The 26,967-nt window shown below is 71.8% G+C and carries 26 protein-coding genes; 16 read left to right on the top strand and 10 right to left on the bottom strand.

The features are described from left to right. The first annotated feature begins 201 nt into the window (after positions 1-201). Together clpS and E1269_RS08895 are read left to right on the top strand one after the other, a co-directional pair. Entirely contained in the window at positions 202-501 is a 300-nt protein-coding gene (gene clpS / locus E1269_RS08890; RefSeq protein WP_131893504.1) for an ATP-dependent Clp protease adapter ClpS, read from the top strand. After that, positions 465-1,100 carry a DUF2017 domain-containing protein gene (locus E1269_RS08895; RefSeq protein ID WP_203433215.1) on the top strand — a complete coding sequence of 212 codons (636 nt, stop codon included), beginning with the start codon at positions 465-467 and terminating at the stop codon, positions 1,098-1,100. Before clpS ends, E1269_RS08895 begins: the two co-directional genes overlap by 37 nt. 41 nt (positions 1,101-1,141) lie before the next feature. On the opposite strand, the gene E1269_RS08900 is transcribed toward E1269_RS08895, so the two are convergent. Then, complete coding sequence (locus E1269_RS08900; protein ID WP_131893506.1) at positions 1,142-1,795, bottom strand: GntR family transcriptional regulator; 654 nt, start codon at positions 1,793-1,795, stop codon at positions 1,142-1,144. Positions 1,796-1,904: 109 nt separating this feature from the next. On the opposite strand from E1269_RS08900, the gene E1269_RS08905 reads away from it, so the two are divergent. From E1269_RS08905 to E1269_RS08925, 5 genes are read left to right on the top strand one after another with little or no spacing between them, the layout of a single operon-like run. Then, positions 1,905-2,783 (top strand): aminotransferase class IV, encoded by an 879-nt coding sequence (locus E1269_RS08905; RefSeq protein WP_162606293.1) that lies wholly within the window; start codon positions 1,905-1,907, stop codon positions 2,781-2,783. 24 nt (positions 2,784-2,807) lie between these two features. Continuing rightward, complete coding sequence (gene nhaC / locus E1269_RS08910; RefSeq protein WP_131893510.1) at positions 2,808-4,253, top strand: Na+/H+ antiporter NhaC; 1,446 nt, start codon at positions 2,808-2,810, stop codon at positions 4,251-4,253. Continuing rightward, the gene (locus E1269_RS08915) at positions 4,234-4,647 is read left to right on the top strand and encodes a M67 family metallopeptidase (protein WP_203433217.1); all 414 of its coding nucleotides are present in this window, start codon (positions 4,234-4,236) and stop codon (positions 4,645-4,647) included. The genes nhaC and E1269_RS08915 overlap by 20 nt, the downstream gene beginning before the upstream one ends. 60 nt (positions 4,648-4,707) lie before the next feature. Next, positions 4,708-4,989, top strand: a complete 282-nt coding sequence (locus E1269_RS08920) for a MoaD/ThiS family protein (RefSeq protein ID WP_131893514.1) — start codon at positions 4,708-4,710, stop codon at positions 4,987-4,989. Beyond that, positions 4,986-5,936 carry a PLP-dependent cysteine synthase family protein gene (locus tag E1269_RS08925; protein ID WP_131893516.1) on the top strand — a complete coding sequence of 317 codons (951 nt, stop codon included), beginning with the start codon at positions 4,986-4,988 and terminating at the stop codon, positions 5,934-5,936. The genes E1269_RS08920 and E1269_RS08925 overlap by 4 nt, the downstream gene beginning before the upstream one ends. Positions 5,937-5,943: 7 nt before the next feature. On the opposite strand, the gene E1269_RS08930 is transcribed toward E1269_RS08925, so the two are convergent. After that, the gene (locus E1269_RS08930; protein WP_131893518.1) at positions 5,944-6,516 is read right to left on the bottom strand and encodes a TetR/AcrR family transcriptional regulator; all 573 of its coding nucleotides are present in this window, start codon (positions 6,514-6,516) and stop codon (positions 5,944-5,946) included. Positions 6,517-6,707: 191 nt separating this feature from the next. On the opposite strand from E1269_RS08930, the gene murI reads away from it, so the two are divergent. Genes murI through E1269_RS08945 form a run of 3 tightly spaced genes read left to right on the top strand, consistent with a single transcriptional unit; the run spans position 6,708 to position 9,042 of the window. After that, the gene (murI, locus tag E1269_RS08935) at positions 6,708-7,541 is read left to right on the top strand and encodes a glutamate racemase (protein WP_131893520.1); all 834 of its coding nucleotides are present in this window, start codon (positions 6,708-6,710) and stop codon (positions 7,539-7,541) included. Further along, a complete protein-coding gene (locus E1269_RS08940) occupies positions 7,538-8,290 on the top strand; it encodes an MBL fold metallo-hydrolase (protein WP_131893522.1) in 753 nt (250 codons plus the stop codon). Before murI ends, E1269_RS08940 begins: the two co-directional genes overlap by 4 nt. 2 nt (positions 8,291-8,292) lie before the next feature. Continuing rightward, complete coding sequence (locus tag E1269_RS08945; protein WP_203433222.1) at positions 8,293-9,042, top strand: PIG-L deacetylase family protein; 750 nt, start codon at positions 8,293-8,295, stop codon at positions 9,040-9,042. Between the two features lie 106 nt (positions 9,043-9,148). Here the strand turns inward: E1269_RS08945 and E1269_RS08950 are convergent, their stop codons facing one another. Beyond that, positions 9,149-9,907: a class E sortase gene (locus E1269_RS08950; protein ID WP_162606294.1), complete on the bottom strand. Its 759-nt coding sequence runs from the start codon at positions 9,905-9,907 to the stop codon at positions 9,149-9,151. Between the two features lie 110 nt (positions 9,908-10,017). Between E1269_RS08950 and rph the strand changes: the two genes are divergently transcribed. The 4 genes from rph to E1269_RS08970 all read left to right on the top strand — a co-directional run bounded on the left by rph (position 10,018) and on the right by E1269_RS08970 (position 14,031). Beyond that, positions 10,018-10,746, top strand: a complete 729-nt coding sequence (rph, locus tag E1269_RS08955; protein WP_131893526.1) for a ribonuclease PH — start codon at positions 10,018-10,020, stop codon at positions 10,744-10,746. Further along, on the top strand, positions 10,743-11,357 hold the full coding sequence (gene rdgB / locus E1269_RS08960; protein ID WP_131893528.1) for an RdgB/HAM1 family non-canonical purine NTP pyrophosphatase: 615 nt from the start codon (positions 10,743-10,745) through the stop codon (positions 11,355-11,357). Before rph ends, rdgB begins: the two co-directional genes overlap by 4 nt. Positions 11,358-11,494: 137 nt before the next feature. Beyond that, on the top strand, positions 11,495-13,081 hold the full coding sequence (locus tag E1269_RS08965) for a molybdopterin-dependent oxidoreductase (RefSeq protein ID WP_131893530.1): 1,587 nt from the start codon (positions 11,495-11,497) through the stop codon (positions 13,079-13,081). 83 nt (positions 13,082-13,164) lie between these two features. Then, positions 13,165-14,031, top strand: a complete 867-nt coding sequence (locus E1269_RS08970; RefSeq protein ID WP_162606295.1) for an NAD(P)-dependent oxidoreductase — start codon at positions 13,165-13,167, stop codon at positions 14,029-14,031. On the opposite strand, the gene E1269_RS08975 is transcribed toward E1269_RS08970, so the two are convergent. From E1269_RS08975 to arfA, 6 genes are read right to left on the bottom strand one after another with little or no spacing between them, the layout of a single operon-like run. Then, the gene (locus tag E1269_RS08975; protein WP_203433224.1) at positions 14,021-15,046 is read right to left on the bottom strand and encodes a glycoside hydrolase family 43 protein; all 1,026 of its coding nucleotides are present in this window, start codon (positions 15,044-15,046) and stop codon (positions 14,021-14,023) included. The genes E1269_RS08970 and E1269_RS08975 overlap by 11 nt on opposite strands. Beyond that, a complete protein-coding gene (locus E1269_RS08980) occupies positions 15,043-17,340 on the bottom strand; it encodes a glycoside hydrolase family 43 protein (protein ID WP_131893534.1) in 2,298 nt (765 codons plus the stop codon). Before E1269_RS08980 ends, E1269_RS08975 begins: the two co-directional genes overlap by 4 nt. A 6-nt stretch (positions 17,341-17,346) precedes the next feature. Beyond that, on the bottom strand, positions 17,347-18,252 hold the full coding sequence (locus E1269_RS08985; RefSeq protein WP_131893536.1) for a carbohydrate ABC transporter permease: 906 nt from the start codon (positions 18,250-18,252) through the stop codon (positions 17,347-17,349). After that, positions 18,240-19,166, bottom strand: a complete 927-nt coding sequence (locus tag E1269_RS08990) for a carbohydrate ABC transporter permease (RefSeq protein ID WP_420810611.1) — start codon at positions 19,164-19,166, stop codon at positions 18,240-18,242. Before E1269_RS08990 ends, E1269_RS08985 begins: the two co-directional genes overlap by 13 nt. 25 nt (positions 19,167-19,191) lie before the next feature. Next, the gene (locus E1269_RS08995) at positions 19,192-20,541 is read right to left on the bottom strand and encodes an ABC transporter substrate-binding protein (RefSeq protein WP_203433228.1); all 1,350 of its coding nucleotides are present in this window, start codon (positions 20,539-20,541) and stop codon (positions 19,192-19,194) included. 39 nt (positions 20,542-20,580) lie between these two features. Then, a complete protein-coding gene (arfA, locus tag E1269_RS09000) occupies positions 20,581-22,089 on the bottom strand; it encodes an arabinosylfuranosidase ArfA (RefSeq protein WP_131893538.1) in 1,509 nt (502 codons plus the stop codon). Between the two features lie 265 nt (positions 22,090-22,354). Between arfA and E1269_RS09005 the strand changes: the two genes are divergently transcribed. Beyond that, a complete protein-coding gene (locus E1269_RS09005) occupies positions 22,355-23,362 on the top strand; it encodes a LacI family DNA-binding transcriptional regulator (protein WP_131893540.1) in 1,008 nt (335 codons plus the stop codon). 193 nt (positions 23,363-23,555) lie between these two features. Then, a complete protein-coding gene (locus tag E1269_RS09010) occupies positions 23,556-24,482 on the top strand; it encodes an aldo/keto reductase (RefSeq protein WP_131893595.1) in 927 nt (308 codons plus the stop codon). A gap of 16 nt (positions 24,483-24,498) precedes the next feature. Here the strand turns inward: E1269_RS09010 and metE are convergent, their stop codons facing one another. After that, the gene (gene metE, locus E1269_RS09015; RefSeq protein WP_239000836.1) at positions 24,499-26,781 is read right to left on the bottom strand and encodes a 5-methyltetrahydropteroyltriglutamate--homocysteine S-methyltransferase; all 2,283 of its coding nucleotides are present in this window, start codon (positions 26,779-26,781) and stop codon (positions 24,499-24,501) included. Positions 26,782-26,967 lie beyond the last annotated feature (186 nt).

Raw genomic sequence — 26,967 nt, forward strand, 5'->3', positions numbered from 1 at the left:
CCGCGAATGGCCCGGGTTTCCGGGCGTTGTCGGCGTGGTCATGGCCGGAATCGCCTAGATAAGGGCCAGACTGGCGAAGCCGTAGTGTGAGGTGGATGATGAGATGTCGGAGCCGGGGGGAATGACCCGGGTCCGGCGCTGTGTTGCGCTTGTCAGCCAGTGGCGCGGGGTGATGGCCGGAAGATGACACCATTGGGGGCCATGATGACCGCACCAGTAGAGATCGAGCGTCCGGAGGCTGCGGAGGTACCGCAGGCCGACGTGCCCTGGGTCACGGTGGTGTGGAACGATCCGGTGAACCTGATGTCGTACGTCACGTACGTCTTTCAGACATACTTCGCCTATCCGAAGGTCAAGGCCGAGAAGCTCATGCTCGACGTCCACGAGAAGGGCAAAGCCATCGTGTCCTCGGGCACGCGCGAGGAGATGGAGCGGGACGTGGAGGCCATGCATTCGTATGGTCTGTGGGCCACGCTGCAGAAGGCGGGGGACCGAGTCTGAGCACCGCTTTCCGTCGAGCTCGCGGAGGCGTCGTCGCCGCGTCGTTCCACGTCGTCGAGGTCGAGCTGCTGCGCTCCCTGGTCGGGCAGCTGCTCGAGTTGGTGCGCGACGAGCGCGCCGACACCAAAGCCGGCGACGTGTGGGCGGCTGAGCTGGGGCTGGGCGACGACGCGCAGTCGCGGCCCACCGACCCGGTGCTGCTGCGGCTGTTCCCCGACGCGTATCGCGAGGACGACGAGGCAGCGTCGGATTTCCGCCGGTTCACCGAGCGCGGGCTGCGCGACCGCAAGGCCGCCTCCGCCGCCACCGTGCTGGCGTCGCTGGCCACCGCCGACGGCGCCGCGGCGTCGGCCCGCTCGGCGAAGTCGCGCGAGAAGTTGCGCATCGAGCTCGACACCGACCAGGCAGAGGCGTGGCTGCGCACCCTCACCGACCTCCGGCTGGCACTTGGCACCCGCCTCGGCGTGGCGGAGGACGACGAGGACGACTGGCTGGCCCTGGACGAGAACGACCCCCGCCGGCACGTGCACGACGTCTACGACTGGCTCGGCTGGGTCCAGGAGACCCTGGTCCGCACCCTCTCCGCCGCCATGGAGTAGGTCCTCGCCGACGCGGGCTGAGCGTGGGCATCTCGCGGCGGTCAGGCCTCGCCACGCAGTGCCGTGGCCAGCCGCTCGGCGGCCTCCACGATGTGCCGGCGGGTGAGCGCCGTCGCCCGCTCCACGTCCCGCGCGGTGACGGCGTCGACGATCGCCACGTGCTCGGAGTGTGCCAGCTGCCGGTAGCCGCCGACCCGATGGATGGTCTGGTACCGGAACGTCCGGTGCATCAGCGACACCGTCATCTCCAGCAGCCGGGGCAGCCCGCACGGCTCGATCACGGCGGTGTGTAGCCGGACGTTCAGGCGGGGGAACTCGGCCTCCTCGTCGGCGATCTCCATCTCGGTCAGGATCTCGCGCATCGCGGCGACCGACCGCTCGTCGTGGCGTGGGATGGCCGCCTCGATGGCGGCGGTCTCCAGCGCGGCGCGGATCACCGCCGTCTCGACGACCTCCGCGGGTGACAGCACGGGCACGACGGGTCCGGCGTGCGGCCGGTTCTCCAGCCAGCCCTCGCCGAGCAGCCGGGTGACCGCCTCGCGTACCGGGACCTTGCTGATGCCGAGATCGGCAGCGACCTGGTCGAGGACCAGGCGCTCGCCGGGTGCCGGCTGTCCGGCGAGGATGCGTTCGCGAAGGTGCTCGTAGACCAGCTCGGTCTTCGTGCGGTAGGGCAGCTGGTGGCTCGGTGCCATTGCCGCATCCTTTCATGCCCGCCCGAACATCGTCGATCAGATCCGATCCTCTTGACTGACCGTCGATGGCAGGACAAGATATCGGATCTGATCGACGATGAGGAGAAGCATGGGTCAGCCGCTGATGGTGTATGTCGACGGGTCGATCGTCCCGGCCGAGTCCGCGTCCGTGTCGGTGTTCGACGCCGGGTTCCAGTCCGGGGACGCCGTCTGGGAGGGGTTGCGGGTCTACGACGGCACCGTGCTCCGGCTCGCCGACCACCTGGACCGGCTGGAGCATTCGGCGCGTGCGCTGCGCATCGCGCTGCCCGGGACCCGCGCGCAGATCGCCGCCGCCGTCGCCGCGACGCTCGAGGCCAACGGCTTCCGCCACGACGTCCACGTGCGGCTCATGGTGACCCGCGGCACCCGCTCGACCTCCGGGATGGACCCGCGCAACGCACCGCCGCGCGGCACGCTCGTGGTCGTCGCCGAACACAAGCCCGTGCCCGAGGTTCCCACGCCGCAGCGGCTGCGCACCGCGAGCATCCGCCGCCCGAGCCCCCAGGTGCTCGACCCCGGCATCCACCACGCCAACCAGCTCAACTCCATCGTCGCCCGGCTGGAGGTCTGGGACGACGGTGTCGACGCCGCCCTCATGCTGGACACCGACGGCTTCGTCGCCGAGGTTGACACCGCCAACATCTTCTGCGTGGCCGACGGCGTCGTGCGCACGCCGTTCGCGACCGCCTGCCTGCACGGCATCACCCGGGCCACCGTCATGGAGCAGGCGCGCGGTGCCGGGCTCGCGGTCCGGGAGGCACGGCTGTCGTTGTTCGACTTCTACGCCGCCGACGAGGTCTTCGTCACCGGGACCGTGTGCGAGCTCGTCCCGGTGGTCGAGATCGACGGACGGCGCATCGGCACCGGAGAGCCCGGTCCGATCTGGCGCCAGCTGCTCGACGCCTACCGTGCCCGGGTCTCGCAGGAGACCGCGGGCCCCCTCTGATCCGTACGTCCGAAGGAGTGCGGCATGCAGCCGAACGAGACTGAACAGGAGCGGGTGGCCGGCCCGGCCGGGATCGGATACGCGTTGCTCGCGCTGGCGACCGTGGTCGCCGTGCTCGTGCTGGGGCTGGTCGTCGCCGACGCGCCGCTGCCGTTGATGATGGCGGCAGGATTCCTGACGGCGATCCCGTTCGCCGTCGCCCGCGGCGTTGCCTACGACGAGGTCGAGCGGATCAGCCTCGACATGGTGCGCCGCGGGTTGCAGCCGGTACTGATCTTCGTCGCCGTGGGTGCGCTGATCTCGTCGTGGATCCTGTCCGGGACGGTTCCCACCATGATCGACCTCGGGCTGCGCATCATCACGCCCAGCCTGTTCCTGCCGACGGCGATCATCCTGTGCACCCTGGCCTCTCTGGTCAACGGCACCAACTTCGGCACCGTCGCCACCGTGGGGCTGGCGCTCATGGGGGTGGCGAGCGCCCTCGACGTGCCGGCGGGGGTCGCCGCTGGCGCCATCATCTGCGGTGCGGTCTTCGGCGACAAGATGTCGCCGCTGTCGGACACGACGGTGATGGCACCGGCGCTGGCCGGCGCCGGGCTGATCCCGCATATCAGGCACATGATGTGGACCACGGTGCCAGCCATCCTGGTCACCACGGCGATCTTCACCGTGATGGGGCTGGGCTACGACGACGGGGACGGCGCCACGCAGCAGGTGGAGGAGGTCAGCGCCGCACTGGGTGAGGCCTTCTCGCTCGGCCTGATCCCGCTGCTGCCGCCGCTGCTGGTCGTGGCGCTGCTGGTCACCCGGCGCCCGGCGTTCCCGTCGATCGCGCTCGGCGCGGTGGCCGGCGCCGTCGTCGCCGTCCTCTATCAGGGGGCCGGGCTCACGCAGACGCTGGAGGCGATGTGGAACGGCTACACCCCGCCGGAGTCGATGGGCGAGATCGCCGGGCTGCTGTCCGGTGGCGAGACCGGCGGCGCGCTGAAGATGCTGGGGCTGGCCTCGATCGTGGTGTTCGCGCTGGGCATCGCCGGTGCGCTGCAGGCCGCCGGGGTCCTGCAGGCGTTGCTCGACGCGCTCACGCCGCGACTGGACACGCCGCGGCGGCTGGTGCCGGCGACGCTCGGAATCACCTTCGTGCTCAACCTGATCGGCGGGGCGGTCAACTTCGCCGTCGCCATGGGCACCACGCTGCTGCGCCCGATCTACGAGCGCGTCGGTGTGGAGGCGAAGAACCTCTCGCGGGCGACCGAGGACGCCGGCACCACGACCGGGCCGATGATCCCGTGGAACGCGACGGCCGTGTTCAGCGCCGGTGCGCTCGGCGTCTCGGTGTCGACCTACCTGCCGTACCTGTACTTCTGCTTCCTGACGCCGCTGATCTCCCTGTTCTACGGCCTGACGGGGTTCACGATCACGCGCCGGCGGCACCCGTATCCTGAGAACCGTGCTGCGCATCCGTCGTGACCTCGTCGACGCCATCCTGGCCCACGCCCGCCGCGACCACCCCGACGAGGCCTGCGGCGTCATCGCCGGACCCGCCGGCAGCGACCGGCCGGAGCGGTTCATCGCCATGCTCAACGCGGCCCGGTCGCCCACGTTCTACGAGTTCGACTCCATGGACCTGCTGCGGCTGTACAAGGAGATGGACGCCAACGACGAGGAACCGGTCGTCATCTACCACTCCCACACCGCGACCGAGGCCTACCCGTCGCGCACCGACATCTCCTACGCGAACGAGCCCGGCGCGCACTACGTCCTCGTGTCCACCCGGGACGGAGCCGACGGCGAGTTCCGGTCGTTCCGCATCGTGGACGGCGAGGTGACCGAGGAGGAGGTCTCCGTCCTGGATGGGGAATGATGGACCTGGTCGCCGTGGTTGCGGTGATGACCGTCCCTATTCACCTTCTGGAGAACGTCGATGGCCGTCGAGGTCCGCATCCCCACGATCCTGCGCCAGTACACCGGCGGCGCGAAGACCGTCGAGGGCACCGGTGACACGCTGTCGGAGCTCATCGACGACCTGGAGGCCCGGCACCCGGGGCTGCGTGAGCGCCTGCTCGACAACGGCTCGCTGCGCCGGTTCGTAAACGTGTACGTCAACGACGAGGACGTCCGGTTCCTCGGCGCGGAGAAGACCCAGCTGTCCGACGGCGACTCCGTCACGGTGCTGCCCGCGGTGGCCGGAGGATCGTCGCGCTGATGCGGTACGCGTCGCTGCTCGACTCGCTCGGCCGGACGCCGCTGGTGGGACTGCCCAAGCTGTCACCGTCGCCGCAGGTCCGGCTGTGGGCCAAGCTCGAGGACCGCAACCCCACCGGCTCGGTGAAGGACCGGCCGGCGCTGCGGATGATCGAGGCCGCCGAGGCCGACGGCCGGCTGACGCCGGGCGCCACCATCCTCGAGCCGACATCCGGCAACACCGGCATCTCGCTGGCCATGGCCGCCAAGCTCAAGGGCTACCAGCTGGTGTGCGTGATGCCCGAGAACACCTCCATCGAGCGGCGGCAGCTGCTGTCCATGTGGGGCGTGCGAATCATCTCCTCGCCGGCCGCAGGCGGCTCCAACGAGGCCGTCCGCGTCGCCAAGGGGCTCGCCGAGCAGAACCCGGACTGGGTCATGCTCTACCAGTACGGCAACCCCGCCAACGCGCAGGCGCACTACGAGACCACCGGCCCGGAGCTGCTGGAGGACCTCCCCGAGATCACCCACTTCGTCGCCGGTCTGGGCACCACGGGCACGCTCATGGGCGTCGGCCGGTACCTGCGCGAGAAGCTGCCGGACGTGCAGATCATCGCTGCCGAGCCGCGCTACGGCGAGCTGGTGTACGGGCTGCGCAACCTCGACGAGGGCTTCGTGCCCGAACTGTACGACGAGACGGTGCTCACCTCGCGCTACTCAGTGGGCCCGCGCGACGCGGTCCGGCGCACGCGCGAGCTGCTCGAGCACGAGGGCATCTTCGCCGGCATCTCGACCGGCGCCGTGGCGCACGCCGCGCTCGGCATCGCCGCCAAGGCCGTGGCCGACGGGCGCCGCGCCGACATCGCGTTCGTCGTCGCCGACGCCGGCTGGAAGTACCTGTCCACCGGCGCCTACGAGGGTACCCTCGACGACGCCGAGAACCGGTTGGACGGCCAGCTGTGGGCCTAGGGGTGCGTCACTCCGGGACGATCCTCGTCACCAGGGCGGCGACTACGTCCTCGATGGGCTCCTCGCCGAGCACCCCCGGCAGCGTCAGGTGCTCCAGCAGCAGCCCGCTCATCGCCACGTAGAGCAGCACGGCCGTGGTGCGGTCGCCGGGGAAGCCGCCCTCGACGTGTGAGTGCACGATCTGGTCCAGGTTGGCGCGGAACTGCTGGGCGAAGGCCTCGCGCAGCTGCGGCCGCCGCACCGCCTCCAGCCGCAGCTCGAACAGCGCGAGGTATCCCGCCCGGTCGGCCTCGGCGTGGCGCAGCAGGGTCTGCATGAGGACTCGTTCCTGGTCGCGGTCGTGCGGCCCGGCCAGCATCTCCGCGGCGGCCTCCGGCGACGGCGTGAGGCGCACGAACACGTACTCGCCGGCCTGGCGCAGCAGCTCGTCGCGGCTGGGAAAGTAGTTCGACGTGGTGCCGACCGGCACGCTTGCCTGGTCGTCGACGGCGCGGAAGGTCAGTCCGCGCGCGCCCTGGGCTGCGAGCACGTCGATCGCCGCGTCGAGCAGGGCCGTGCGCCGCTCCGGGTTCCGGACCATCCCCGCCTCCGAACCGATACAGATGAAGTACTTGGCCTGTCGTAGGTTACATCACCCCGTTCCCCATGATCATCAACGATCTCGGGGGTCATAGCACCCGAAATCGTTGATGATCACGGGGAATGGGGCGGGCGTGTCGTTCGACACGTCCGGGCGTCAGGGCCCCGACGGCGGCGTACGCTCTTGCTCCGATGAGCGACGCACCGATCGGAATCTTCGACAGCGGCGTGGGCGGACTGACGGTCGCCCGCGCCGTGCTCGACCAGCTCCCGCACGAGCCCGTCCTCTACGTCGGCGACACCTCCCGCGGCCCGTACGGCCCGCGACCGATCGCGCAGGTGCGCGAGTACGCCCTCGACGTCATGGACACGCTCGTCGCCGAAGGAGTGAAGCTGCTGGTCATCGCGTGCAACTCGGCCAGCAGCGCGGTCCTGCGCGACGCCCGAGAGCGCTACGACGTCCCCGTCGTCGAGGTCATCCAGCCGGCCGTGCGCCGCGCAGTCGCCGCCACGCGCAACGGGCACGTCGGCGTCATCGGCACCCGCGCCACCGTCACATCGCGAGCCTACGAGGACTCCTTCGCCGCGGCGCCGCAGTTGCGCATCACCACCCGGGCCTGCCCGCGGTTCGTCGAGTTCGTCGAGGCCGGCGTCACGCATGGCGGCGAGCTGGAGCAGGCCGCGCGCGAGTACCTCGACCCCGTCCGGGCCGCCGGCGTCGACACTCTGGTGCTCGGGTGCACGCACTACCCGCTGCTCACCGGCGTCATCTCCTACGTGATGGGCGAGAACGTCACACTGGTCAGCAGCGCGGAGGAGACCGCGAAGGACGTCTACCGGGTGCTGGCCGCCAACCGGCTCATGCGCGCCGACACCCTGCCGCCGCCGCGGCACCACTTCCGCTCCACCGGCGACTCGCGGCCGTTCCGCGAGCTCGGGCGGCGCTTCCTCGGCCCGGAGGTCGCGTCGGTCGAGGAGACGACGGAGCTGCCGGTCGTTCGCCACGACGAGGCGGTCACGCCTTGAGGCTCACCGTCCTGGGCTGCTCCGGGTCCGTGCCGGGGCCGGACTCGCCCGCGTCCGGCTATCTCGTGGAGGCCGACGGCGCCCGGCTCGTCGTCGACCTCGGCAACGGAGCGCTCGGACCACTGCAGCGTCAGGTCGGCCTGGACGGGCTCGCCGAGCTGGACGGCGTCGTCCTGAGCCACCTGCACCCCGACCACTGCATGGACCTGTGCGGGCTGTACGTCGCGCTGCGCTACGGCGTGACGTCGCCGCGGCGCATCCCGGTGTACGGGCCGGTCGGGACGGGGGCGCGGATGGCCGCGGCATACGGCAAGGAGCCGCAGCCCGGGCTGTCCGGCGAGTTCGACTTCCTCCCCTTCCCCGCCGGGACCTTCCGCGTCGGGCCGTTCGACGTGCGGGTGACGCCGGTGCCGCATCCGGTGCCGGCCTACGCCATCCGTGTCACCCACGACGGGCGGAGCCTGGTCTACTCCGGCGACACCGCACCCAGCGACGCCCTCGTGGAGCTGGCCGACGGCGCCGACCTGCTGCTGTGCGAGGCGGCCTACGGCGACGGCGACGACAACCCGCCCGGCGTCCACCTGACCGGACGGCAGGCCGGCGAGCACGCGGCCGCCGCCGGGGTCCGTCGACTTGTCGTCACGCACGTGCCACCATGGGGCGATCCGCAGCGCGCCGTGGCCAGCGCCGGAGCGGTGTTCGACGGCCCGGTGGAGCTGGCCTCACCGGACGGCTGGTGGGAGGTCTGACAATGACGGAGCACGTGGTCGCGCCCGAGCCGATCGAGCCGCTGCCCGAGGACTGGGAGCGCGGCCTGGTCATCGCCGCCCATCCCGACGACGTCGAGTACGGCGCCGCGGCCGCCATCGCGCGCTGGACCGGCCAGGGCAAGACCATCGTGTACTGCATGGTCACCAGCGGCGAGGCCGGCATCGACGCCATGCCGCCGGAACAGACCGGACCCTTGCGCGAGAAGGAGGAGCGCGAAGCCGCCCGCGTCGTCGGCGTCGACGAGGTCGAGTTCCTCGGCTACCCCGACGGCGTGGTCGAGTACGGCCTGCCGCTGCGCCGCGACCTGGCCCGGGTGATCCGGCGGCACCGGCCCAACATCGTCATCACCGGCAACTTCCGCGAGACCTTCGGCGGCGTCATGCTCAACCAGGCCGACCACATCGCCGTCGGGCGGGCCGTCCTCGACGCCGCGCGCGACGCCGGCAACCGCTGGGTCTTCCGCGAGCTGCTCGACGAGGGCCACGAGCCGTGGAACAAGGTGCGCGCCATCTGGGCCGGCGGCTCGCCGGAGGCTCGGCACGGCGTCGACACCACCGCGACCTTCCAGCTGGGGGTCCAGTCGCTGGAGGCGCACGCGGGGTACCTCGGCGCGCTCGAAGGGCACCCGGAGCCGGCGGAGTTCCTCGAGGGCCTCGCCCGCGCCGACGGCACCCGTCTCGGGACCCGCTTCGCCACCTCGTTCGAGGTCTACCCGCTGATGCTGTTCTGACCGCGGTCGACCAGCGCCTGGCGAAGCTGTCCGCCGTCCGCGTCGATCGGGACGTGTCGCGCGGTGAGGGGCAAGCCGATCGTGGGCGACGACCGCGGGACGAGCCTCAGCCGGCGGCGCGGTGCTCCTCGGCACTGACCAGCACGCCGGTCGCGTACATCCGCTTCTCCGAGCCAAGCCGCGGCCAGCAGGTGGTCAGGGTGATCCGGGCCTCGGTGGGATCGGCGTCGGCCGGCTCGCCCGGCACCGGGTCGACCACCCACAGCTCGGTGGGCTTGATGACGTTGCCGTCGCTGTCGCCGTCGGGAGCGTCGTCCAGCTCGTAGCGGTACACGCCGTCGATGGTCTCGATCTCGACGACGTCGCCTTCGCGCAGCTCCGGGAACGGGGCGAACGGCGAGCCGTGGCCGGAGCGGTGCGCGGCGATCGAGACGTTGCCGAGCTGCCCCGGGTCGGCGCTGTCGACGTAGTGACCGGGCCCGTTCTCCAGGTCGTCCGGCTCGGTGCCCTCGACGACGATGCGCTCCCAGCCGTCGCCGAACCGCGGGATCCGCAGGATGCCGTACGCGTCGCCGAGCTCCAGCGGCGCGGGCTCGGCGTCCTCGTTGTCGTCGGGAGCGTCGTCGGTCTGGCCGGAGTCGCGGTCCAGCACGTGTTGCTCGAACTGGTCGCGCAGGTCGTCCTGGGCCGCTGCGGTCTGCAGACCGGTGCCCCACAGGGTGTAGACGGCGAACAGCAGCACCAGCACGCCGGCGGTGAGCAGCAGCTCCGCGGCGACCCCGGCGGTGACGGCGAGCGCGCCACGCCGCCCGGACACCCGCCGCAGGGGCGCCCGGCGATGCCTCGGCGCCGCCCTGCGCTGCATGGCGACGACGCTACGTGACCGCCACGGCCGATGCAGGCGAAACCCGCACATCGCGGTGCGGACCCCGCCACCGGCACGCGCCGCGGCGCCGGACCGATAGTTTGGGACGCATGACGCGTTCCGACGGCCGCAGCGCCGATCAGCTCCGCACCATCCGCCTGGCCCGCGGGTGGCTCGACCACGCCGAGGGCTCCGTGCTCGTCGAGTTCGGCCGCACCCGCGTGCTCTGTGCCGCGTCGGTCACCGAGGGCGTCCCGCGCTGGCGCAAGGGATCGGGCCTGGGCTGGGTGACCGCCGAGTACGCGATGCTCCCGCGCTCCACCAACACCCGCTCCGACCGCGAGTCGGTGAAGGGCCGCATCGGCGGTCGCACGCACGAGATCTCCCGGCTCATCGGCCGGTCTCTGCGCGGCATCATCGACACCTCCGCGCTGGGTGAGAACACGCTCGTCGTCGACTGCGACGTCCTCCAGGCCGACGGCGGCACCCGCACGGCCGCCATCACCGGCGCGTACGTGGCGCTGAGCGACGCCATCGCCTGGATGCGCGGCCAGGGCATGCTGGCCAGCGGCGAAGTGCTGACCGACTCGGTGTCGGCGGTCTCCGTCGGCGTCGTCGACGGCGTCGCGCTGCTCGACCTGTGCTACGAGGAGGACGTGCGCGCCGAGACCGACATGAACGTCGTCATGACCGGTGACGGCCGGTTCATCGAGGTCCAGGGCACCGCCGAAGGGGCGCCGTTCGACCGGCAGGAGCTCGACTCCCTGCTGGCCCTGGCCGGCGACGGCTGCCGCGAGCTGACCGAGTTCCAGCGCGCCGCCCTGGCCTCGGCTCGGTGACGGGCGCGCCCCGGGTGGTCCTGGCCACCCGCAACGCGCACAAGGTGCCGGAGATCCGACGCATCCTCGAGTCCGCCGGGTCGGCGGTCGACCTGGTCGCGGTCACCGAGTTCCCCGGCGTCGAGGACGTCGCCGAGACCGGCCTGACATTCGCGGAGAACGCGCTGCTCAAAGCGCATGCGGTGGCCGCGGCGACCGGCCTGCCCGCCCTGGCCGACGATTCCGGGCTCAGCGTCGCCGCGCTGGGCGGCATGCCGGGGGTCTTCTCCGCTCGCTGGGCCGGCCGGCACGGCGACGACGACGCCAATCTGCGGCTGGTCCTGGCCCAGCTGGAGAGCGTCCCGGACTCCCACCGCCACGCCGCGTTCGTCTGCGTGGCCGCCCTGGCGCTGCCCGACGGCTCGTCCTTCACCGAAGAGGGCCGCGTCGACGGGGTCGTCGTCCGCGCCCCGCGTGGCCAGAACGGGTTCGGCTACGACCCGATCTTCGTCCCCGACGGCGACACCCGCACCACCGCCGAGCTTTCACCGGCCGAGAAGGACGCAATCAGCCACCGCGGCCGCGCCTTCCGCGCCATCGCCCCGCACCTCGCCGCCCTCACCCTCACCTGATCCGCACTCGGAAGGCGCTTCCAGCCGTGATCAACGCGGTGATGTCAGGTGGTGGGGGCGGTTCTCGATTCTGAACAAACGCTGACGATCAAGGTCGAGCCGTGGGCGGGAGCGGTCCGCGGGAGGATGATCGGAGGGTGACCGATTCCGTGACGGCCGCCGAGCCGGGCACGTCGCCGTCGGCGTCGCGGCGGCCGTGGTGGCCGCCGGCGCTGGCGGGGGTGCTGGCGCTCGCGCTGGGGCTCGCGGTCGCCGAGGTGATCGCCGGTGCGCTGGGCCGGGCGGAGACGCCGGTGGTGGCGGTCGGTGAGGAGTTCATCGACCTGACGCCGAGCTGGCTGAAGGACCTGGCGATCGACCTGTTCGGCACGAACGACAAGACCGCGCTGCTGGTGGGCATGGCCGTCGTGCTGGTCGCGCTGGGTGCGGCGATCGGCGTGCTGACCGCTCGGCGCCGGACTGCCGGTATCGCCGCGGCCGCGGCCTTGCTGGGCGTCGCCGCGCTGGCGGTGTGGAGCCGGCCCGACTCCACCGGTGCCGACCTGGTGCCCACGATCGCGGCGGGGGTCGTCGCGCTGCCGGTGTTGAGCTGGCTGGTCGGAAAGGCGGCCCAGCCGCCCACCGTCGACGACGCGCAGCCTGCGCCACGGCTCACCGGCCCCAGCCGGCGCTCGTTCCTCACCGCGGCCGGCGTGACCGCTGGGCTGGCCGCGGCCGGCGGGCTGATCGGGCGGGCGCTCGGGGCGCGGCGGCTCGGGGTGGAGGAGTCGCGCGACGATCTCGCCGCCAGCATCGACCTGCCGCGGCCGGACGTGCCGAGCGGCGTGGACCTCGTGGTCGACGGTGCGCAGCCGTGGCGGACGCCCACCCAGGACTTCTATCGCATCGACACCGCGCTGTCCGTCCCGCTGGTCCGGGCCGAGGACTGGTCGCTGCGGGTGCACGGCATGGTCGAGAACGAGGTCGAGCTGGACTACCAGGGCCTGGTCGACCTGGGCCTGGTGGATCGCTGGCTGACGTTGAACTGCGTGTCGAACGAGGTCGGCGGCAACCTCATCGGGAACGCGCTGTGGACCGGCGTGCCGATCGCCGACGTGCTCGCGCTGGCCGTCCCGGCTGCCGACGCCGACGCGGTCCTGTCGCGCTCGCAGGACGGCTGGACCGCCGGCACGCCGCTCGACGTCCTGACCGACGGGCGCGACGCGCTCTTCGCGCTGGGCATGAACGGCGGCCCGCTCCCCGTCGAGCACGGGTTCCCGGTCCGCATGATCGTGCCCGGGCTGTACGGCTACGTCAGCGCCACGAAATGGGTGGTCGAGCTCGAGGTGAGCCGCTTCGACGACTTCGAGGCGTACTGGACGACGCGCGGCTGGGCCGAGCGCGGGCCGGTCAAGGTCGCCTCGCGCATCGACGTCCCGCGCGGCAGCGCCGACGTCGAGGCCGGGACGGTCGCCGTCGCCGGCGTCGCGTGGGCGCAGCACCGGGGCATCGCTGCCGTGCAGGTCCGGGTCGACGACGGCGACTGGGCCGACGCCCGCCTCGCCGACGTGCCCAGCTCCGACACCTGGCGGCAGTGGGTCTGGGACTGGGACGCCGAGCCCGGTGAGCACCGCCTGCAAGTCCGCGCCGTCACCGCCGACGGCGAGGTCCAGACGGGTGACGAGGCGCAGCCCGTGCCGGACGGCGCGACCGGCTGGCACACCGTCACCGTCGACGTGGGCTGACCCGTCCCCGCGACGGCGGCCCCATGCGTCCGCCCACGCCTTCGCTCCGTTACGATACTGGCCGTAACGTAACGGAGGTCCAGATGGACGTGAGCGTGCTCGGACTCGGCGCGATGGGTTCCGCCCTCGCGGGCGCCCTGCTACGCGCCGGGCACTCGACGACGGTGTGGAACCGGTCGCCCGGCAAGACCGGAACGCTGGCCGGCGACGGCGCCAGGGGCGCGGAGACGGCCCGGCAGGCGGTCGCCGCGAGTGACCTCGTGGTCGTCTGCGTCACCGACTACGCCGCAGCGAACGACGTGCTGGACGCCGCCGGCGACACGCTTCGCGGGCGTACGGTCGTGAACCTGACCACCGGGACTCCGGACGAGGCGCACGATGTCGCCACCATGCTGCGTACCCGCGGCGCCGGCTACCTCGACGGCGTCGCCCACGCCCAGCCGGAGCAGGTGGGCACCGCGTCGGCGACCCTGCTCTACGGCGGCGACCCCGAGCTGTTCCAGGCGCACGCCGCCACGCTGCGCGCCCTGGGCGACGCCGTCCACGTCGGCGCCGATCCCCGGCAGGCCGGGCTCTACGACCTCGCGCTGATGGGGCTCTGGTACGAGGCCGAGCTGGCCTTCCTCAACGCCCTGGCTCTGGTCGGTTCCTCCGGCGTCGACGCCGAGACGTTCGTGCCGTTCGGCCGCACCCAGCTGGGCTACGTCGTCGACGCCCTGCCCGACGTGGCCGCGCAGGTGCGCGACCGCAGCTACCCGCGCGGCCCGGCAACGCTCGAGGAGCACGCCCGAGTGCTGGCCCAGCTGGGCGAGCTGCGAGCGTCGCGCGGCATGAACTCCGACCACCTCGCGCATGTCGACCGCGTCGTCCGCCGGCTGATCGGCGCCGGTCACGGCGGGGAGGGCTTCACCCGAGTCGTCGAGGAGCTCGCGCTCCCGCTCACGGACTGACCGGAACCGACGCGCGCGGACCGTCGAGCACCGGCCGGTCGCCCTCCCAGGTGAGCTCGGTGAGCCACATCGTGCGGCCGGGCACGGCCGAGCCGATGGCGTCCGGCGGCCAGGCATGATGCACCATCCAGGTGCGCCCGTCCTTCTCGATCAGCACGCAGTGGCCGGGCCCGGCGGCGTCGTCGGTCGAGGCCAGCACCGGTGACGACGTCGGCTTGGTGCACGGCCCGAGCGGTCCGTCGCAGACGGCGTACCCGACGGCGTACGCGTCGGAGCCGTAGTCGTTGGCCGAGTAGAACAGGTAGTACGTGCCGTCGCGCAGCCACAGGAACGGCGCCTCGACCAGGTTGCCCTCCCACGCCTGGTCCTGCTTGACCAGCCGCACCGCTTCCCCGGTCAGCGCCAACCCGTCCGGCGTCAGCGGCTGGGCGTAGATCCAGGTGTCGACGCCGATCGCGTTGCCGTCGTTCTTCCACAGCAGGTAGCGGGCGCCGTCGATGTCGGTGAACGGGCTGGCGTCGATCGAGCCGCCCTCGTCGAGCTGGCAGATCATCGGCTCGGCGGAGTCGTCGACGAACGGACCCTCGGGCGACGTGGCCACGGCCCGGCCGACGCACTGGCGCTGACCCGCGGTGCTCAGCGCGGTGTAGTAGAGCACGTAGCGGTCCGGAGCGTGGACGGCGACCTCCGGCGCCCAGGTGCGCCCGCCGGTGACCCAGGGCGCGAGCGCCGGCATCGCGTCGCCGACCGGCTCCCACGTCACCAGATCGGTCGAGCGCAGCGTCGGCAGGTTGCCCAGCTGCGAGTTCGTCGCGTACGCGTAGTACACGCCGTCCACCTCGATGACGGCGGGGTCGGGGAAGTCGCGGTCGTGGACGGGGTTGGTGAATCCCATGGTGGCCGGCTGCTCCTGGGTAGGCGACGATGCGGGCGGGTCCGACGGCGACGAGGACGGGGCCGAGCCGACGCACGCTCCCAGCAGGAGCAGCGCCAGCCCGGCCACGAGCGATCTCATCGAACCTCGTACAGGCGGAACCAGTCGAATGCCGCGACGGTGGCGGGGGTGGCGCCGCCGCCCGCGTAGAGACCGATGGACGGTTCGGTGTGCGCCGGCAGGGTCCACGTCGCGCCCCACCGCCAGCTCACCCCGTCGCGCGACGACGCCGACCGGTACCGGTGCTCGCCGGTTGCTGGGTCGATGGTGTGCATGATGCGCAGCCACATCGTCTCCGCGACCGGGCCGCCCAGGTGCGCGCCCCAGCGCAGTGCGCCGTTCTCGTCCAGCTCCTTGCCGAACTCCACCTGGCGCGTGCCCCAGATCGCCACGTCGCCCAGCCGCAGCAGGTTGTCGTCGTCGACCCGGACGATCATCCCGGCCTGCTGGTAGTTGCGGACGGTGCCGGAGCCGAGGTCCAGGTCCAGCTTGGTCTCGGCCATCCAGTCGCCCTCCGGCGGGGTGCGCAGCAGCAGCGGCCCGGTGTTGGCGGCACCGACGACGTCGACGGACTCCAGCGGCCAGCGCAGCACGCCCTCCCCGACGGTGACCGACGACGACGGCCGCAGCCACGACCAGCCGGTGTCGAGGTCGCCGTCGAACTCCTCGGCGAACACCTCGTCGCCGGGCACCGGCTCGGCGACGCGTTCGGTGACCGGCTGGTGGGCGGCCACGACGGTGAGGTTGTCCACCTGCGCTTCGCCGCCGGACACGGTCAGCTGGATCGGCCGCGGCCGGGCCAGCCCGTTCGGCAGGTCGACCCCGACGACGGCGTCGGCGTCGCCGAGCCGGCTCTCGGCCAGCCGCGCCGTGGCCCGGCCGGTACGCACCTCGACGGCCAGCGACGTCCACTCGCCGGCGTCGAAGCGGGACGGCAGCGGTGCGGTGTCGCTCACCGTACGGGGACCGAGGGTGGCCTCGACGGTCAGCGTCCGGGCGGCGTCGTCGACCGTCACCGACACGCCGGACGGGCCGCTGTCGGCGACCTCGACGGCGACCCGCCCGCCGGTCGGCACCCGCACGTCGGCCTCGACGCGAGGCTCCCGCGGCGCGCTCGCCTCGGTGCGCACCGCGGCGTCGTCGGCCCCGTCGGCCGGGACCAGCCGCCCCACGGCGCCCGCGTCGCCGTCGTCGTCGGTCCCGGCGTCCCACGAGCCGGCCACGGCCCGCAGTGCCTCACCGGCGGCGGGATCGTCGCTCACGATCCCGAGCGAGCTCGACGTCGTCGGCGCCGGCTGCGGCGTGTCGGACGGCCCGGCGCCGGCGCGCGCGACCGGCCAGCCGTCGATCCAGTCCAGCCGGTCGATGAGCGTCGGGCGCTCGTTGACGCCACCGGGCGCGTCCAGCCACGCGTCGTTCCGGTCGATCGCGTGGTAGACGATGAAGTCCTGGCCGGAGACGTCGGAGACGATCGCGTGGTGGCCGACGCCGATCCAGCGGTTGCCGTTCTGCGCCAGCACCTGCGTGCCACCGACCCGGGAGTCCAGCAGCGACACACCCTCGTGGTCGACGAACGGTCCCAGCGGGCTCTTCGACCGGCCGGCGTACACGCTGTAGCCGGTCACCGGGCCGGCGCAGCAGTTGGCCGACGACGCGGTCAGGTAGTACCAGCCGTCGCGCTCCACCACGAACGAGCCCTCGTACCGGTCGCCGATGGCCACCTGCGTCGGCGACCCCACCGCCCGCAGGCCGGACTCGTCGAGCTCGGTCACCCACAGCCCGCCGTGGAAGCCGCCGAAGTACAGGTAGCGCTTGCCGTCCGGCGCCGCGAGCAGCGCGGGGTCGATGGTGTTGAAGTAGTCGCCGTTGCCGGTCGGGCGCGGCGCGACGACCGGCCCGCCGGAGTCGGTCCACGGCCCGGCCGGGGTCGGCGCCGTCACGACCCCGATCGCGAAGTTCCACGGCCCGGGCTCGGCCACCGTGTCCGTGACCGTGTAGTACATGACGTACCGCCCGTCGACGTAGCGGATGTCCGGGGCCCAGTAGAACGACGACCCCGTCGTCCAGGCCGGCCGGTCCGCCTCATCGAAGACGGTGCCGAGGTACTCCCAGTCGGCGAAGTCGCGGGTGCGGGCGATGTGCATGAGGCCGAACTCGCTCGGGGCCTCGTGCAGCGGGTCGCTGGTCGCGTACATGTACCACCAGCCGTCCTTGCCGCGCAGCACGGCGGGATCGGCGTAGGTGTCGGAGAACGACGACGAGATCGGGTTCTGCGTGGTGGCGGCGCCGGGCTCGGCGACGGGTTCAGCCGCGGCGGCCGGGGCGACCAGCGATGCCGCCAGTGTGACCAAGCCGAGCAGGAGTGTTCGGAGCACTCGCGATCATCCCTTCAGGCCGCTGCGCGACACGCCCTCGATGACGTAGCGCTGCGTGAAGACGAACAGGATCAGGACCGGGACGCTGGCGACGAACGCGCCGGCCATGATGACCGGGTAGTCGGTCGTGTAGGCGCCCTGCAGCAGCCGCAGGCCGGCCGGCAGGGTCAGCTGCTCGGGGCTGAACAGCACGTAGATCGGCCAGATGAAGTCGTTCCAGTTGGACAGGAACGACAGCACGGCCAGCGTCGCCAGGGCGGGCTTGGCGTTCGGCAGCACGACCCTGGTGAAGATCTGCCACTGGTTGGCCCCGTCGATCAGCGCCGCCTCCTCCAGCTCGCCGGGGAGCATGGAGAAGAACTGGCGCAGGAAGAAGACCCCGAACGCGCTGGCCGCGCCCGGCACCGCCAAGGCCCAGACGGTGTCCAGCCAGCCCAGCCGGTCGATGATCAGGTAGTTCGGAATCAGGAACACGAAGCCCGGCACGAACAGCGTCGACACGATGACGACGAACATCACGCCGCGGCCGCGGAAGTCCAGCCTGGCCAGCGCATACGCCGCCGTCGACGCCAGCACCAGCACCAGCACCATGTGCAGGCTCGCGGCGAGCAGGCTGTTCAGGAACCACCGCAGCACCGGGTAGGAGCCGTCCAGCCGCAGCAGGTCCTCGTAGGCACCGAAGGTCGGGGAGTCCGGCAGGAACGTCGGCGGCACCGACGTCGCCTCCGGGTTGGTCTTGATGGACGTCAGGAACATCCAGATGATCGGGCCGATGAAGATGACCGTCAGCACCAGCAGGAACAGCCAGAAGATGCCGCGGCCGGCCACCGAGCCGGCGCCACGGCCCGGGTGCGCCGCGGGCCGGTGTGCCGGCGGCTCCTGCCGCTGCGACGACCTGGTCAGGACCGCCATCGAGGCCGCCCCCTCTCCCTCATCGCGAGAACTTGGATGATCGACACGATCCCGAGGGCGATCGCGAGCAGGTAGGACATCGCCGCCGCACTGCCCATGCGGAACGACTCCAGGCCTTCACCGAGCATCACGATCAGCGCGGTCCGGGTGGTGTCGCCCGGACCGCCGTTGGTGACGAGCAGCGCCTGACCGAACATGTTCGCCGAGGCCAGGATCGTGATGGTCACGACGAACAGCAGCACAGCACGCAGCCCCGGCAAGGTCACGTTGCGGAACTGCTGCCAGCCCGACGCGCCGTCGACCCTGGCGGCGTCGTACAGCTCGGACGGGATGTCCTGCAGCCCGGCCAGGTAAATGATCGTGTTGAAGCCGAGCGTCCACCACACCGTCATCGCGACCAGGCTGATCCAGGCCCACGGCTGGCCGGTGGTCCACGGGATCGGCCAGTCGACGCCGAGCGCGCCGAGCGCCGCGTCCAGGCCGACCAGGTCGATCAGCCCGTTCACGATGCCGATGTTCGGGTCGAGCATGAACCGGAAGAGCAGCCCGACGACCGCCACGCCCAGCACGTACGGCATGAAGAACACCGCACGGAACAGCGTCCGACCCGGGAACCTCCGGTTCAGCAGGACCGCCAGGCCCAGCGGGATGGCCACCAGGAGCGGGACGCTGGCGACGGTGAACACGGCCGTCGCCTTCATCCCGTTCCAGAACATCTCGAACACCGCCGACGTGGAGTCGAACAGCGCCGTGTAGTTGTCCAGGCCGACGAACGGCCGGTGCTCCAGCATGAAGTCCCAGTCGTGCAGGCTCATCCAGAGACCGAGCAGCGCCGGCGCGATGACGAACGTCAGGAAGACCACCAGGAACGGCGCCATGAACGCATACGGCGTCCACGGTGCGTGTCGGCGGATCTTCACGCCAGAGGTCGCCACGGGACTACCCGCCGTACCGCTCGCGGTTCTCTTCCAGCTTCTTGGCCGCCCGCTCGGCTGCCTCCGACAGTGCCGTCGCCGGTTCCAAGGTCTGCAGGACCGCCTCGTTGAGGGCCTGGTTGAAGTCGGCGAACACGTCGCCGATGCCCGGCACGGACGGCGGGAATCTCAGGTAGTCGACCTGCTGGGCCAGGGCCGACTGCTCCGGGAGGGCCTCGAAGTCCGCCGACTCGCGCACCGAGTTGCGGGCGGGGACCTGGCCGCCCTCGGCCCACGCGATGGACTGCTGGCTCACCCAGTTGATGAAGACGCGCGCCGCCTCCTGCTTGTTCTCGTCCGGGCGGCGCTGCCGGGTGAGGACGAAGTTGTGCGATCCCGCCCACGCGGCCTGCGTGCCGCCGATGTTCGGCAGCGGCGCGACGCCCCACTGCAGGTCCGGGACCTCCTTGAGCGTGTTGATGTGCCAGATGCCGTTCCAGTTGAACGCGGCCTGGCCGTTCTGCAGCGCGATCGCGTCGGCGTCCTGCCCGACGTCGGTGGGGCTGTAGCCGGTGTTGACCGCGTCGACCATCCAGGACAGCGCCTGCACGCCGGCGTCCTCGTGCCAGGTGACCTCGGTGCCGTCCTCGTTGAAGAGGTCGCCGCCGAACTGCCAGATCAGCGACTGCAGCGTCATGCTGCCGGTGAAGTTGTGCGGCGACATCCAGTGGCCCTGGATGCCGGCGGACTTGAGCTGCTCCAGCGCCGCCTCGTAGGACTCGCGGTCCATGGGCGGGCTCTCCGGGTCCAGACCGGCGGACTCGAGGACCGCCTTGTTGTAGAAGTACCCCAGCGGGTGCACGTCCAGGGGGATGCCGAAGCGCTGGCCGTCGTACTCGCCGGCGCTCCAGACGGCGGTGGCGAAGTCGTCCTCGCGCAGCTCCAGCGCCTCTGCGACGTCGTCGAGCGGGACGATGACATTGCGGGCGGCGTTGGTGGACAGCGAGTCGACGTGCATGATGCCGACGTCGGGGCCGTTGCCGGACTGCACCGCCGTCGGGATCTTGGCGTAGTAGTCGGCCCACTCCATCACGGTCATCTTCACCGCGATGTTCGGGTGCTCGGTGTTGAACTGGTCGACCAGCTGCTGCATGAACGGGCCGTCACCGCCGGTGAAGCCGTTCCAGAAGGCCAGGTCGACGTCGGGGCCGTCGTAGCCAGTTGCCCCGCCGCCACCCTCCGCGGGCTCGGCGCCGGGGGAGCTGGAACCGCCGCCGCAGGCGCTGAGCACGGCGCCGGCTCCGAGAACGCCGGTCGCGGTGAGGAAGCGGCGCCGCGAGAGGCTGGGACCCGGGGAGATTTCTCGTGTGTTCACAGCTGCTCCTTCGCAGAGTGGGAACGTTGGCCGGGCGGGTCAGCGACCCAGCCGGATGAGGTGCCAGGACAGTGGCGGCAGGGTCGCGGTCAGCCGGTCTCCGTCGACGACGGTGTTCGTGGCCGGCCGCGGCACGACGCGGTCGGGGTGTTCGGCGCTGTTCGTGGCGGACGGGTCGTCGTCGGCGATGATCACGTGTTCGAGAAGGCGTAGTGATGACCCGAACGCGCGCAGCGGCACGGTGAGAGCCGCCGGTTCGGTCCGGTCGCGGTTGGCGACCAGGAGCGTCAGCGCGCCGGTCTCGGGGTCGTGGACGGCGGTGACCCGGGTCGCAGGCACGTCCCCGTAGCGCTGGGTCGCGAGGTCTCGGGTGGCCACGGCGGTGCGCAGGACGGTCCCGCGGGCGTAGCGGGAAGTCAGCGCGAACGGGTGGAAGATCGTCTGCCGCCACGCCGGGCCGCCGGTCTTCGTCAGGATCGGCGCGATGACGTTCACCAGCTGGGCCTGGCAGGCGATGGCCACCCGGTCGCAGTTGTCCAGCAGCGCCATCAGCAGGTCTCCGACGACCACCGCGTCCGTGACGCTGTAGACGTCCTCGATCAGCGCGCCGTTCTCGGTGAGCTCGAGTCCGGCCTGGCCGGCGAACCGGTTCTGGAACCAGACGTTCCACTCGTCGAAGGAGATGGTCAGCCGCTTGCTGCTGCGCCGGACCGCGCCGACGTGGTCCGCCGTCGCCGCGATCGCCGCGATCATCCGGCGCATGTCCTCCGACGAGGCGAGAAAGCTGCCGACGTCGCCGTCGGCCGGCTCGTAGTACGCGTGCAGCGAGATGTGGTCGACCAGGTCGTAGGTGTGCTCGAGGACGACGCGCTCCCACGCGCCGAACGTCGGCATGGCTCCGTTCGAGCTGCCGCAGACGACAAGCTCGACGTCCGGGTCGGCGCGGCGCATCGCGCGGGCGGTCTCGGCGGCCAGCCGGCCGTACTCGTCGGCGGTCTTGTGCCCGACCTGCCACGGCCCGTCGAGCTCGTTGCCCAGGCACCAGGTGCGGATGGCGTGCGGGTCCTTGTGGCCGTTGGCGACCCGCCGGTCGGCGGTGCTCGTGGTGCCGGGCGCGAAGTTGGTGTACTCGAGCAGGTCGACGGCGGCGTCGACGCCGCGGGTGCCCAGGTTGACCGCCATGATCGGGTCGACGCCGACGCCACGGGCCCACCGGCAGAACTCGTCGACGCCGACGGTGTTCGGCTCGATCGAGCGCCAGGCCAGGTCCAGCCGGCGCGGCCGCTCGTCGACCGGGCCAACCCCGTCCTCCCACCGGTAGCCGGAGACGAAGTTGCCGCCGGGGTAGCGGATGGTGGTGACTCCCAGCTCGCGCACCAGTTCGGCAACGTCGCGGCGGAAGCCGTGCTCGTCGGCGGTGGGATGGTCCGGCTCGAAGATGCCGCCGTAGACGCAGCGTCCCATGTGCTCCACGAACGACCCGAACAGCCGCTCGTCGACCGTGCCCACGGTGAACGCCGGGTCCAGCCCGACCTCGACCTCGTACATACAGTGAGCCTTTCGTCCAGGCCGCGACGGGCCGACGTCGCTGGCCAGCGGCGTGCTCGGCGCCGGCCAGGCACGCCGTCAGCGCGGTCGTACCGTTTACAACGGATGACCGTGTGGACCTTTTTACAACGGATAACCTGAATTGGGAAGAGCTGGTTCACTGTGGTGCAGTCTCACGGTCGGCGCGATCGATAACCGTTCGGCCGCCGGGCGTGGAGGTGCCTAGACTCGTGTCGTCCTCGGGCTCGGGCGAGAGGGGGTGCTCGTGGGCAGTCGGCTGAAGGACGTCGCGGACCTGGCGGGGGTGTCGTTCAAGACGGTGTCGAACGTCATCAACAACCACCCGAACGTCACCGAGAAGACCCGCGAGAAGGTGCTCAAGGCCGTCGCGGAGCTGCGCTACCGGCCCAACGTCACCGCGCGCAGCCTGCGGCACGGCCGCTCGGGCTTCCTCGCCATCGCGCTGCCGGAGCTGACGTCGCCGTACTTCGCCGCGCTCGCCTCGGAGCTCGGCGCGGCGGCGAAGCGGCAGGGGCTCATCGTGCTCATCGAGGAGACCTTCGGCGAGGCCGAGCGCGAGCGGATCGTCCTCGAGGGCCTCGACTCTCACCTCATCGACGGCGTCATCTTCAGCCCCATGGCCATGACCGCCGCCGACGTCGCCGAGCGGCCCAGCTCCACGCCCACGGTGCTGCTCGGCGAGCGCAGTCACCCCGCCGGCTTCGACCACATCGCCGTCGACAACGTCCGCGCCGCCCGCGAGGTCACCGCACATCTCGTCGGGCTGGGACGCAGGCACATCGCGGCCATCGGCGCCGAGACCGGAGCCGGCACCGGCGGCCTGCGCGCCCGCGGGTACCGTGCCGCCCTTCGAGAGGCCGGCCTGCCCGTCGAGCGGTCGCTGGTCGTCTCCAACCTCGACTTCGACCGCGTCAGCGGCGCCCGGGCGATGGCCTCCCTGCTGGACACCGGCCGGCCCATCGACGCGGTCTTCTGCTTCAACGACCTGATGGCGCTTGGCGCGCTGCGGGTTCTGCACGAGCGCGGCTACCGCGTCCCCGACGACGTCGCGGTCGCCGGCTTCGACGACATCGAGGAGAGCCGCTACTCCTGGCCCTCCCTGACGACGGTCGCGCCCGACGTGCCGCTCATCGCCGCCGAGGCGGTCCGGCTGATCGCCCGCCGGCTGGGAGATCCAGAAGCCGAATCCGAGCGGATCGAGGCGCCTTTCGCCGTGCGCATCCGGGAGAGCACGGCCGGCGTCGACTCGTGATCGAGGGCTTGCCGGCTGCGTTTGCCCTGGTCGCATGTGCGCACCACCCGTCGGCGGTGTGGTCGGTGCGATGCGGCCCACGAACACCGTCGACCATTCAGGTTTCAGTAGGTGTGGCTGAATCCTTCTGACGTGTCAACTACTAGGCACTGCGCCACGTTGCAACTAGCGTCGGAGCGTGACCGACACGACCATGACGTACCGCCAGCTCGGCGACTCCGGCCTGACCGTCTCCGTCCTCGGCGTGGGCTGCAACGCCTTTGGCAGCCGCATCGACGCCGACACCACGTCCGCCGTCGTCAACCGCGCCGTCGACCTCGGCGTCACCCTGTTCGACACCGCCGACACCTACGGGCGGGGTGAGAGCGAGCGGCTGCTCGGCGCCGCCCTCGGCAAGCGGCGCGAGGACGTCGTCGTCGCGACGAAGTTCGGCATGGACATGCGTGGAGCCAACGGGCCCGACTGGGGTGTCCGCGGCTCCCGGCGGTACGTCCGCAAGGCCGTCGAGGCCAGCCTGCGCCGCCTGGGCACCGACTGGATCGACCTCTACCAGCTGCACGCGCCGGACCCGAAGACGCCGATCGAGGAGACCCTGACGGCCCTCACCGAGCTGATCGACGAGGGCAAGGTCCGCTACGTCGGGTCGTCCAACCTGGCCGGCTGGCAGGTCGTCGAGGCGGCGTGGGTCGCGCGGACCGGCGGGCAGCAGCCGTTCATCAGCGCGCAGAACAAGTACTCGCTCTACGACCGGTCCGCCGAGGCCGAGCTGGTCCCGGCCGCGCTGAGCGTCGGCGTCGGCATCCTGCCGTTCTTCCCGCTCGAGTACGGGCTGCTGACCGGCAAGTACAGGCGCGGTGAGCCCGCGCCCGAGGGCACCCGGCTGGCCGACCCGCGCCAGGCCGCGCGGCTCGAGAACGCCGACTTCGACCGGATCGAGGAGCTGGAGCGGTTCGCGGCCGATCGCGGCATCGGCATCCTCGACGTCGCCATCGGCGGCCTGGCGGCGCAGCCCGGCGTCGCCTCCGTGATCGCCGGCGTCACCCGGCCGGACCAGGTGGCTGACAACGCCCGTGCGGCCGGCTGGCAACCCACCCCCGACGACCTCAGCGCCCTCCCCTGATCACGGGAGCGGTCGCTCAGCGCAGGCGGTGGGCGGCGGCGACCAGGGCGGCGAGGGCGGGTTCGACCTCGGCGTAGCCGCGGGTCTTGAGGCCGCAGTCGGGGTTGACCCACAGCCGGGCGGCCGGGATGGCGGCCAGAGCCCGCCGCAGCAGTGCCTCGACCTCGTCGGTGTCGGGTACGCGGGGCGAGTGGATGTCGTACATTCCAGGGCCGATGCCGCGCGCGAAGCCGGATGCGGCCACGTCGGGAACGATCTCCATGTGTGAGCGGGCGGCTTCGATGCTGGTGACGTCGGCGTCGAGGCCGTCGATGGCGGCCACGACCTCGCCGAACTCGGAGTAGCAGAGGTGGGTGTGTATCTGCGTCGCGTCGGTGACGCCGGAGGTTGCCAGCCCGAACGCGCCCACCGACCACTCCAGGTACGCGTCCTGGCCGGACGAGCGCAGCGGCAGGAGCTCGCGCAGCGCCGGCTCGTCGACCTGGACGATGCCGATGCCGGCGGCTTCGAGGTCGACGGTCTCGTCGCGGATGGCCAGCGCCACCTGGCGGGCGGTGTCGGCCAGTGGCTGGTCGTCGCGGACGAACGACCAGGCCAGGATCGTCACCGGGCCGGTCAGCATGCCCTTGACCGGCCGGTCGGTGAGCGACTGCGCATACCTCGCCCAGTCGACGGTGATCGGGGCGGGCCGTGACACGTCGCCGTACAGGATCGGCGGGCGCACGCAGCGTGAGCCGTACGACTGCACCCAGCCGTTGCCGGTGGTGACGAAGCCGGCGAGGTTCTCCGCGAAGTACTGCACCATGTCGTTGCGTTCCGGCTCGCCGTGCACCAGCACGTCCAGGCCGAGCTTCTCCTGCAGCCGGATCACCCGCTCGATCTCGGCCCGCATGCGCGCGGTGTACTCGTCCGCGCCGAGCCGGCCGGCTCGGAACGCCGCCCGGGCGCCGCGCACCTCGTCCGTCTGTGGGAACGAGCCGATGGTCGTGGTCGGCAGCGGCGGCAGTCCGAGCCGGTCGCGCTGTGCGGACGCTCGCTCGGCGTACGGTCCGCGCCGGCCGGCGTCGGCCGGCAGCCCGGCGAGCCGTGACCTGACGCCGTCGTCGACGACCCCGGGTGCGCCCGCCCGGTCGGCCAGCGCCGCGGCGGCCTCGTCCAACGCGCCGGAGACGGCCGACTGCCCGGCGCGCAGCGCGGTGGCCAGAGCGACGACCTCGGCCACCTTCTGGTCGGCGAACGCCAGCCAGGACCGCAGCCGCGGGCTGAGCGCGGCCTCGGCGTCGAGGTCGTACGGGACGTGCAGCAGCGAGCACGACGTGCTGACGGCGACGTCGCCGGCCACATCGGCGACGGCGGACAGCGTCGCCAGCGCCGCGCCCAGGTCCGTGCGCCACACGTTGCGCCCGTCGACGACCCCGGCCACGACGGTCTTGCCGGCCAGTCCGGGAACGTCGCCGGTCAGGGCGTCGACGTCCCCGGCGACGAGGTCCAGGCCGATCGCCTCGACCGGCGACGACGCCAGCACCGGCAGCGCCTCGCCGAGGTGGCCGAAGTACGACGCGACGAGGATGGCCGGCCGCTCGGCCAGCGCGCCGAGCCGCTCGTACGCGATGCGCAGCGCGTCGAGCTCGGCCGGCGTGCGGTCGGCGACGAACGCCGGCTCGTCCAGTTGCACCCACGCCACGCCCGCCGTGGCGAGCGTCGTCAGCAGCAGCGCGTAGACGGCGACGAGGTCGTCGAGCCGGTCGAGCGGGCGGAACCCGTCGGGAGACCCGTCGGCGGCTTTGGACAGCAGGAGCAGGCTGACCGGGCCGAGTAGCGCCGGCCGCGTGGTGATGCCGAGCGCCAGCGCCTCGCGGTACTCGTCCAGCGGCTTGGTGCCGGCGAGCCGGAAGCGCGTCGCCGGCCCGATCTCGGGGACAAGGTAGTGGTAGTTGGTGTCGAACCACTTCGTGAGCTCCAGCGGCGCGACGCCGGCGGTGCCGCGGGCCATGGCGAAGTAGGTGCCCAGGTCGTCCAGGCCGAGCTCGGCGTACCGCGGCGGGACCGCGCCGACCAGCGTCGTGGTGTCGAGGACGTGGTCGTAGAGCGAGAACGTGCCGGACGGGACGGAGTCCAGGCCCAGCTCGGCGAGCCGGCGCCAGGTGCGGGCGCGTTCCGCGGCGCCGGCCGACGCCAGGTCGTCCGCGCCGATGCTGCCGGCCCAGTGGTCTTCGAGGGCGCGCTTGATCTCGCGGTCGCGGCCGATGCGCGGGTAACCGAGAACGGTCGCGCCGATGGGTTCGGTATTGCGGTTCACGTGGTTCTCCTCGCGAGCGCGGATGGGCGTTCGTCGGGGGCGGGCGTTCCGGAGCTGCGCCGGTGCCTCTTGCGTCGCCCGGCGAGAACCCATCAGGAGCCGCCGGCCGAACCACCAGATGCCTGCGATCGTAGGAGGCGCATGGATGGCCGCACAGTGACGTTCCGGGATACGGACGATGGCGTC

This window comes from Jiangella asiatica (genome assembly GCF_004349065.1).
GTDB classification, from domain to species: domain Bacteria; phylum Actinomycetota; class Actinomycetes; order Jiangellales; family Jiangellaceae; genus Jiangella; species Jiangella asiatica.

Excerpts from the sequence above, each read along its gene's own strand:
- arfA (WP_131893538.1), bottom strand. The coding sequence starts at position 22,089 with ATGTACGAGGTCGAGGTCGGGCTGGACCCGGCGTTCACCGTGGGCACG.
- E1269_RS08900 (WP_131893506.1), bottom strand. The coding sequence starts at position 1,795 with ATGGCACCGAGCCACCAGCTGCCCTACCGCACGAAGACCGAGCTGGTC.
- E1269_RS08905 (WP_162606293.1), top strand. The coding sequence starts at position 1,905 with ATGGGTCAGCCGCTGATGGTGTATGTCGACGGGTCGATCGTCCCGGCC.
- E1269_RS08985 (WP_131893536.1), bottom strand. The coding sequence starts at position 18,252 with ATGGCGGTCCTGACCAGGTCGTCGCAGCGGCAGGAGCCGCCGGCACAC.
- murI (WP_131893520.1), top strand. The coding sequence starts at position 6,708 with ATGAGCGACGCACCGATCGGAATCTTCGACAGCGGCGTGGGCGGACTG.
- E1269_RS08975 (WP_203433224.1), bottom strand. The coding sequence starts at position 15,046 with ATGAGATCGCTCGTGGCCGGGCTGGCGCTGCTCCTGCTGGGAGCGTGC.
- clpS (WP_131893504.1), top strand. The coding sequence starts at position 202 with ATGATGACCGCACCAGTAGAGATCGAGCGTCCGGAGGCTGCGGAGGTA.
- rph (WP_131893526.1), top strand. The coding sequence starts at position 10,018 with ATGACGCGTTCCGACGGCCGCAGCGCCGATCAGCTCCGCACCATCCGC.
- E1269_RS08930 (WP_131893518.1), bottom strand. The coding sequence starts at position 6,516 with ATGGTCCGGAACCCGGAGCGGCGCACGGCCCTGCTCGACGCGGCGATC.
- E1269_RS08950 (WP_162606294.1), bottom strand. The coding sequence starts at position 9,907 with ATGCAGCGCAGGGCGGCGCCGAGGCATCGCCGGGCGCCCCTGCGGCGG.
- E1269_RS08920 (WP_131893514.1), top strand. The coding sequence starts at position 4,708 with ATGGCCGTCGAGGTCCGCATCCCCACGATCCTGCGCCAGTACACCGGC.
- E1269_RS09010 (WP_131893595.1), top strand. The coding sequence starts at position 23,556 with ATGACGTACCGCCAGCTCGGCGACTCCGGCCTGACCGTCTCCGTCCTC.
- nhaC (WP_131893510.1), top strand. The coding sequence starts at position 2,808 with ATGCAGCCGAACGAGACTGAACAGGAGCGGGTGGCCGGCCCGGCCGGG.
- E1269_RS08970 (WP_162606295.1), top strand. The coding sequence starts at position 13,165 with ATGGACGTGAGCGTGCTCGGACTCGGCGCGATGGGTTCCGCCCTCGCG.
- E1269_RS08945 (WP_203433222.1), top strand. The coding sequence starts at position 8,293 with ATGACGGAGCACGTGGTCGCGCCCGAGCCGATCGAGCCGCTGCCCGAG.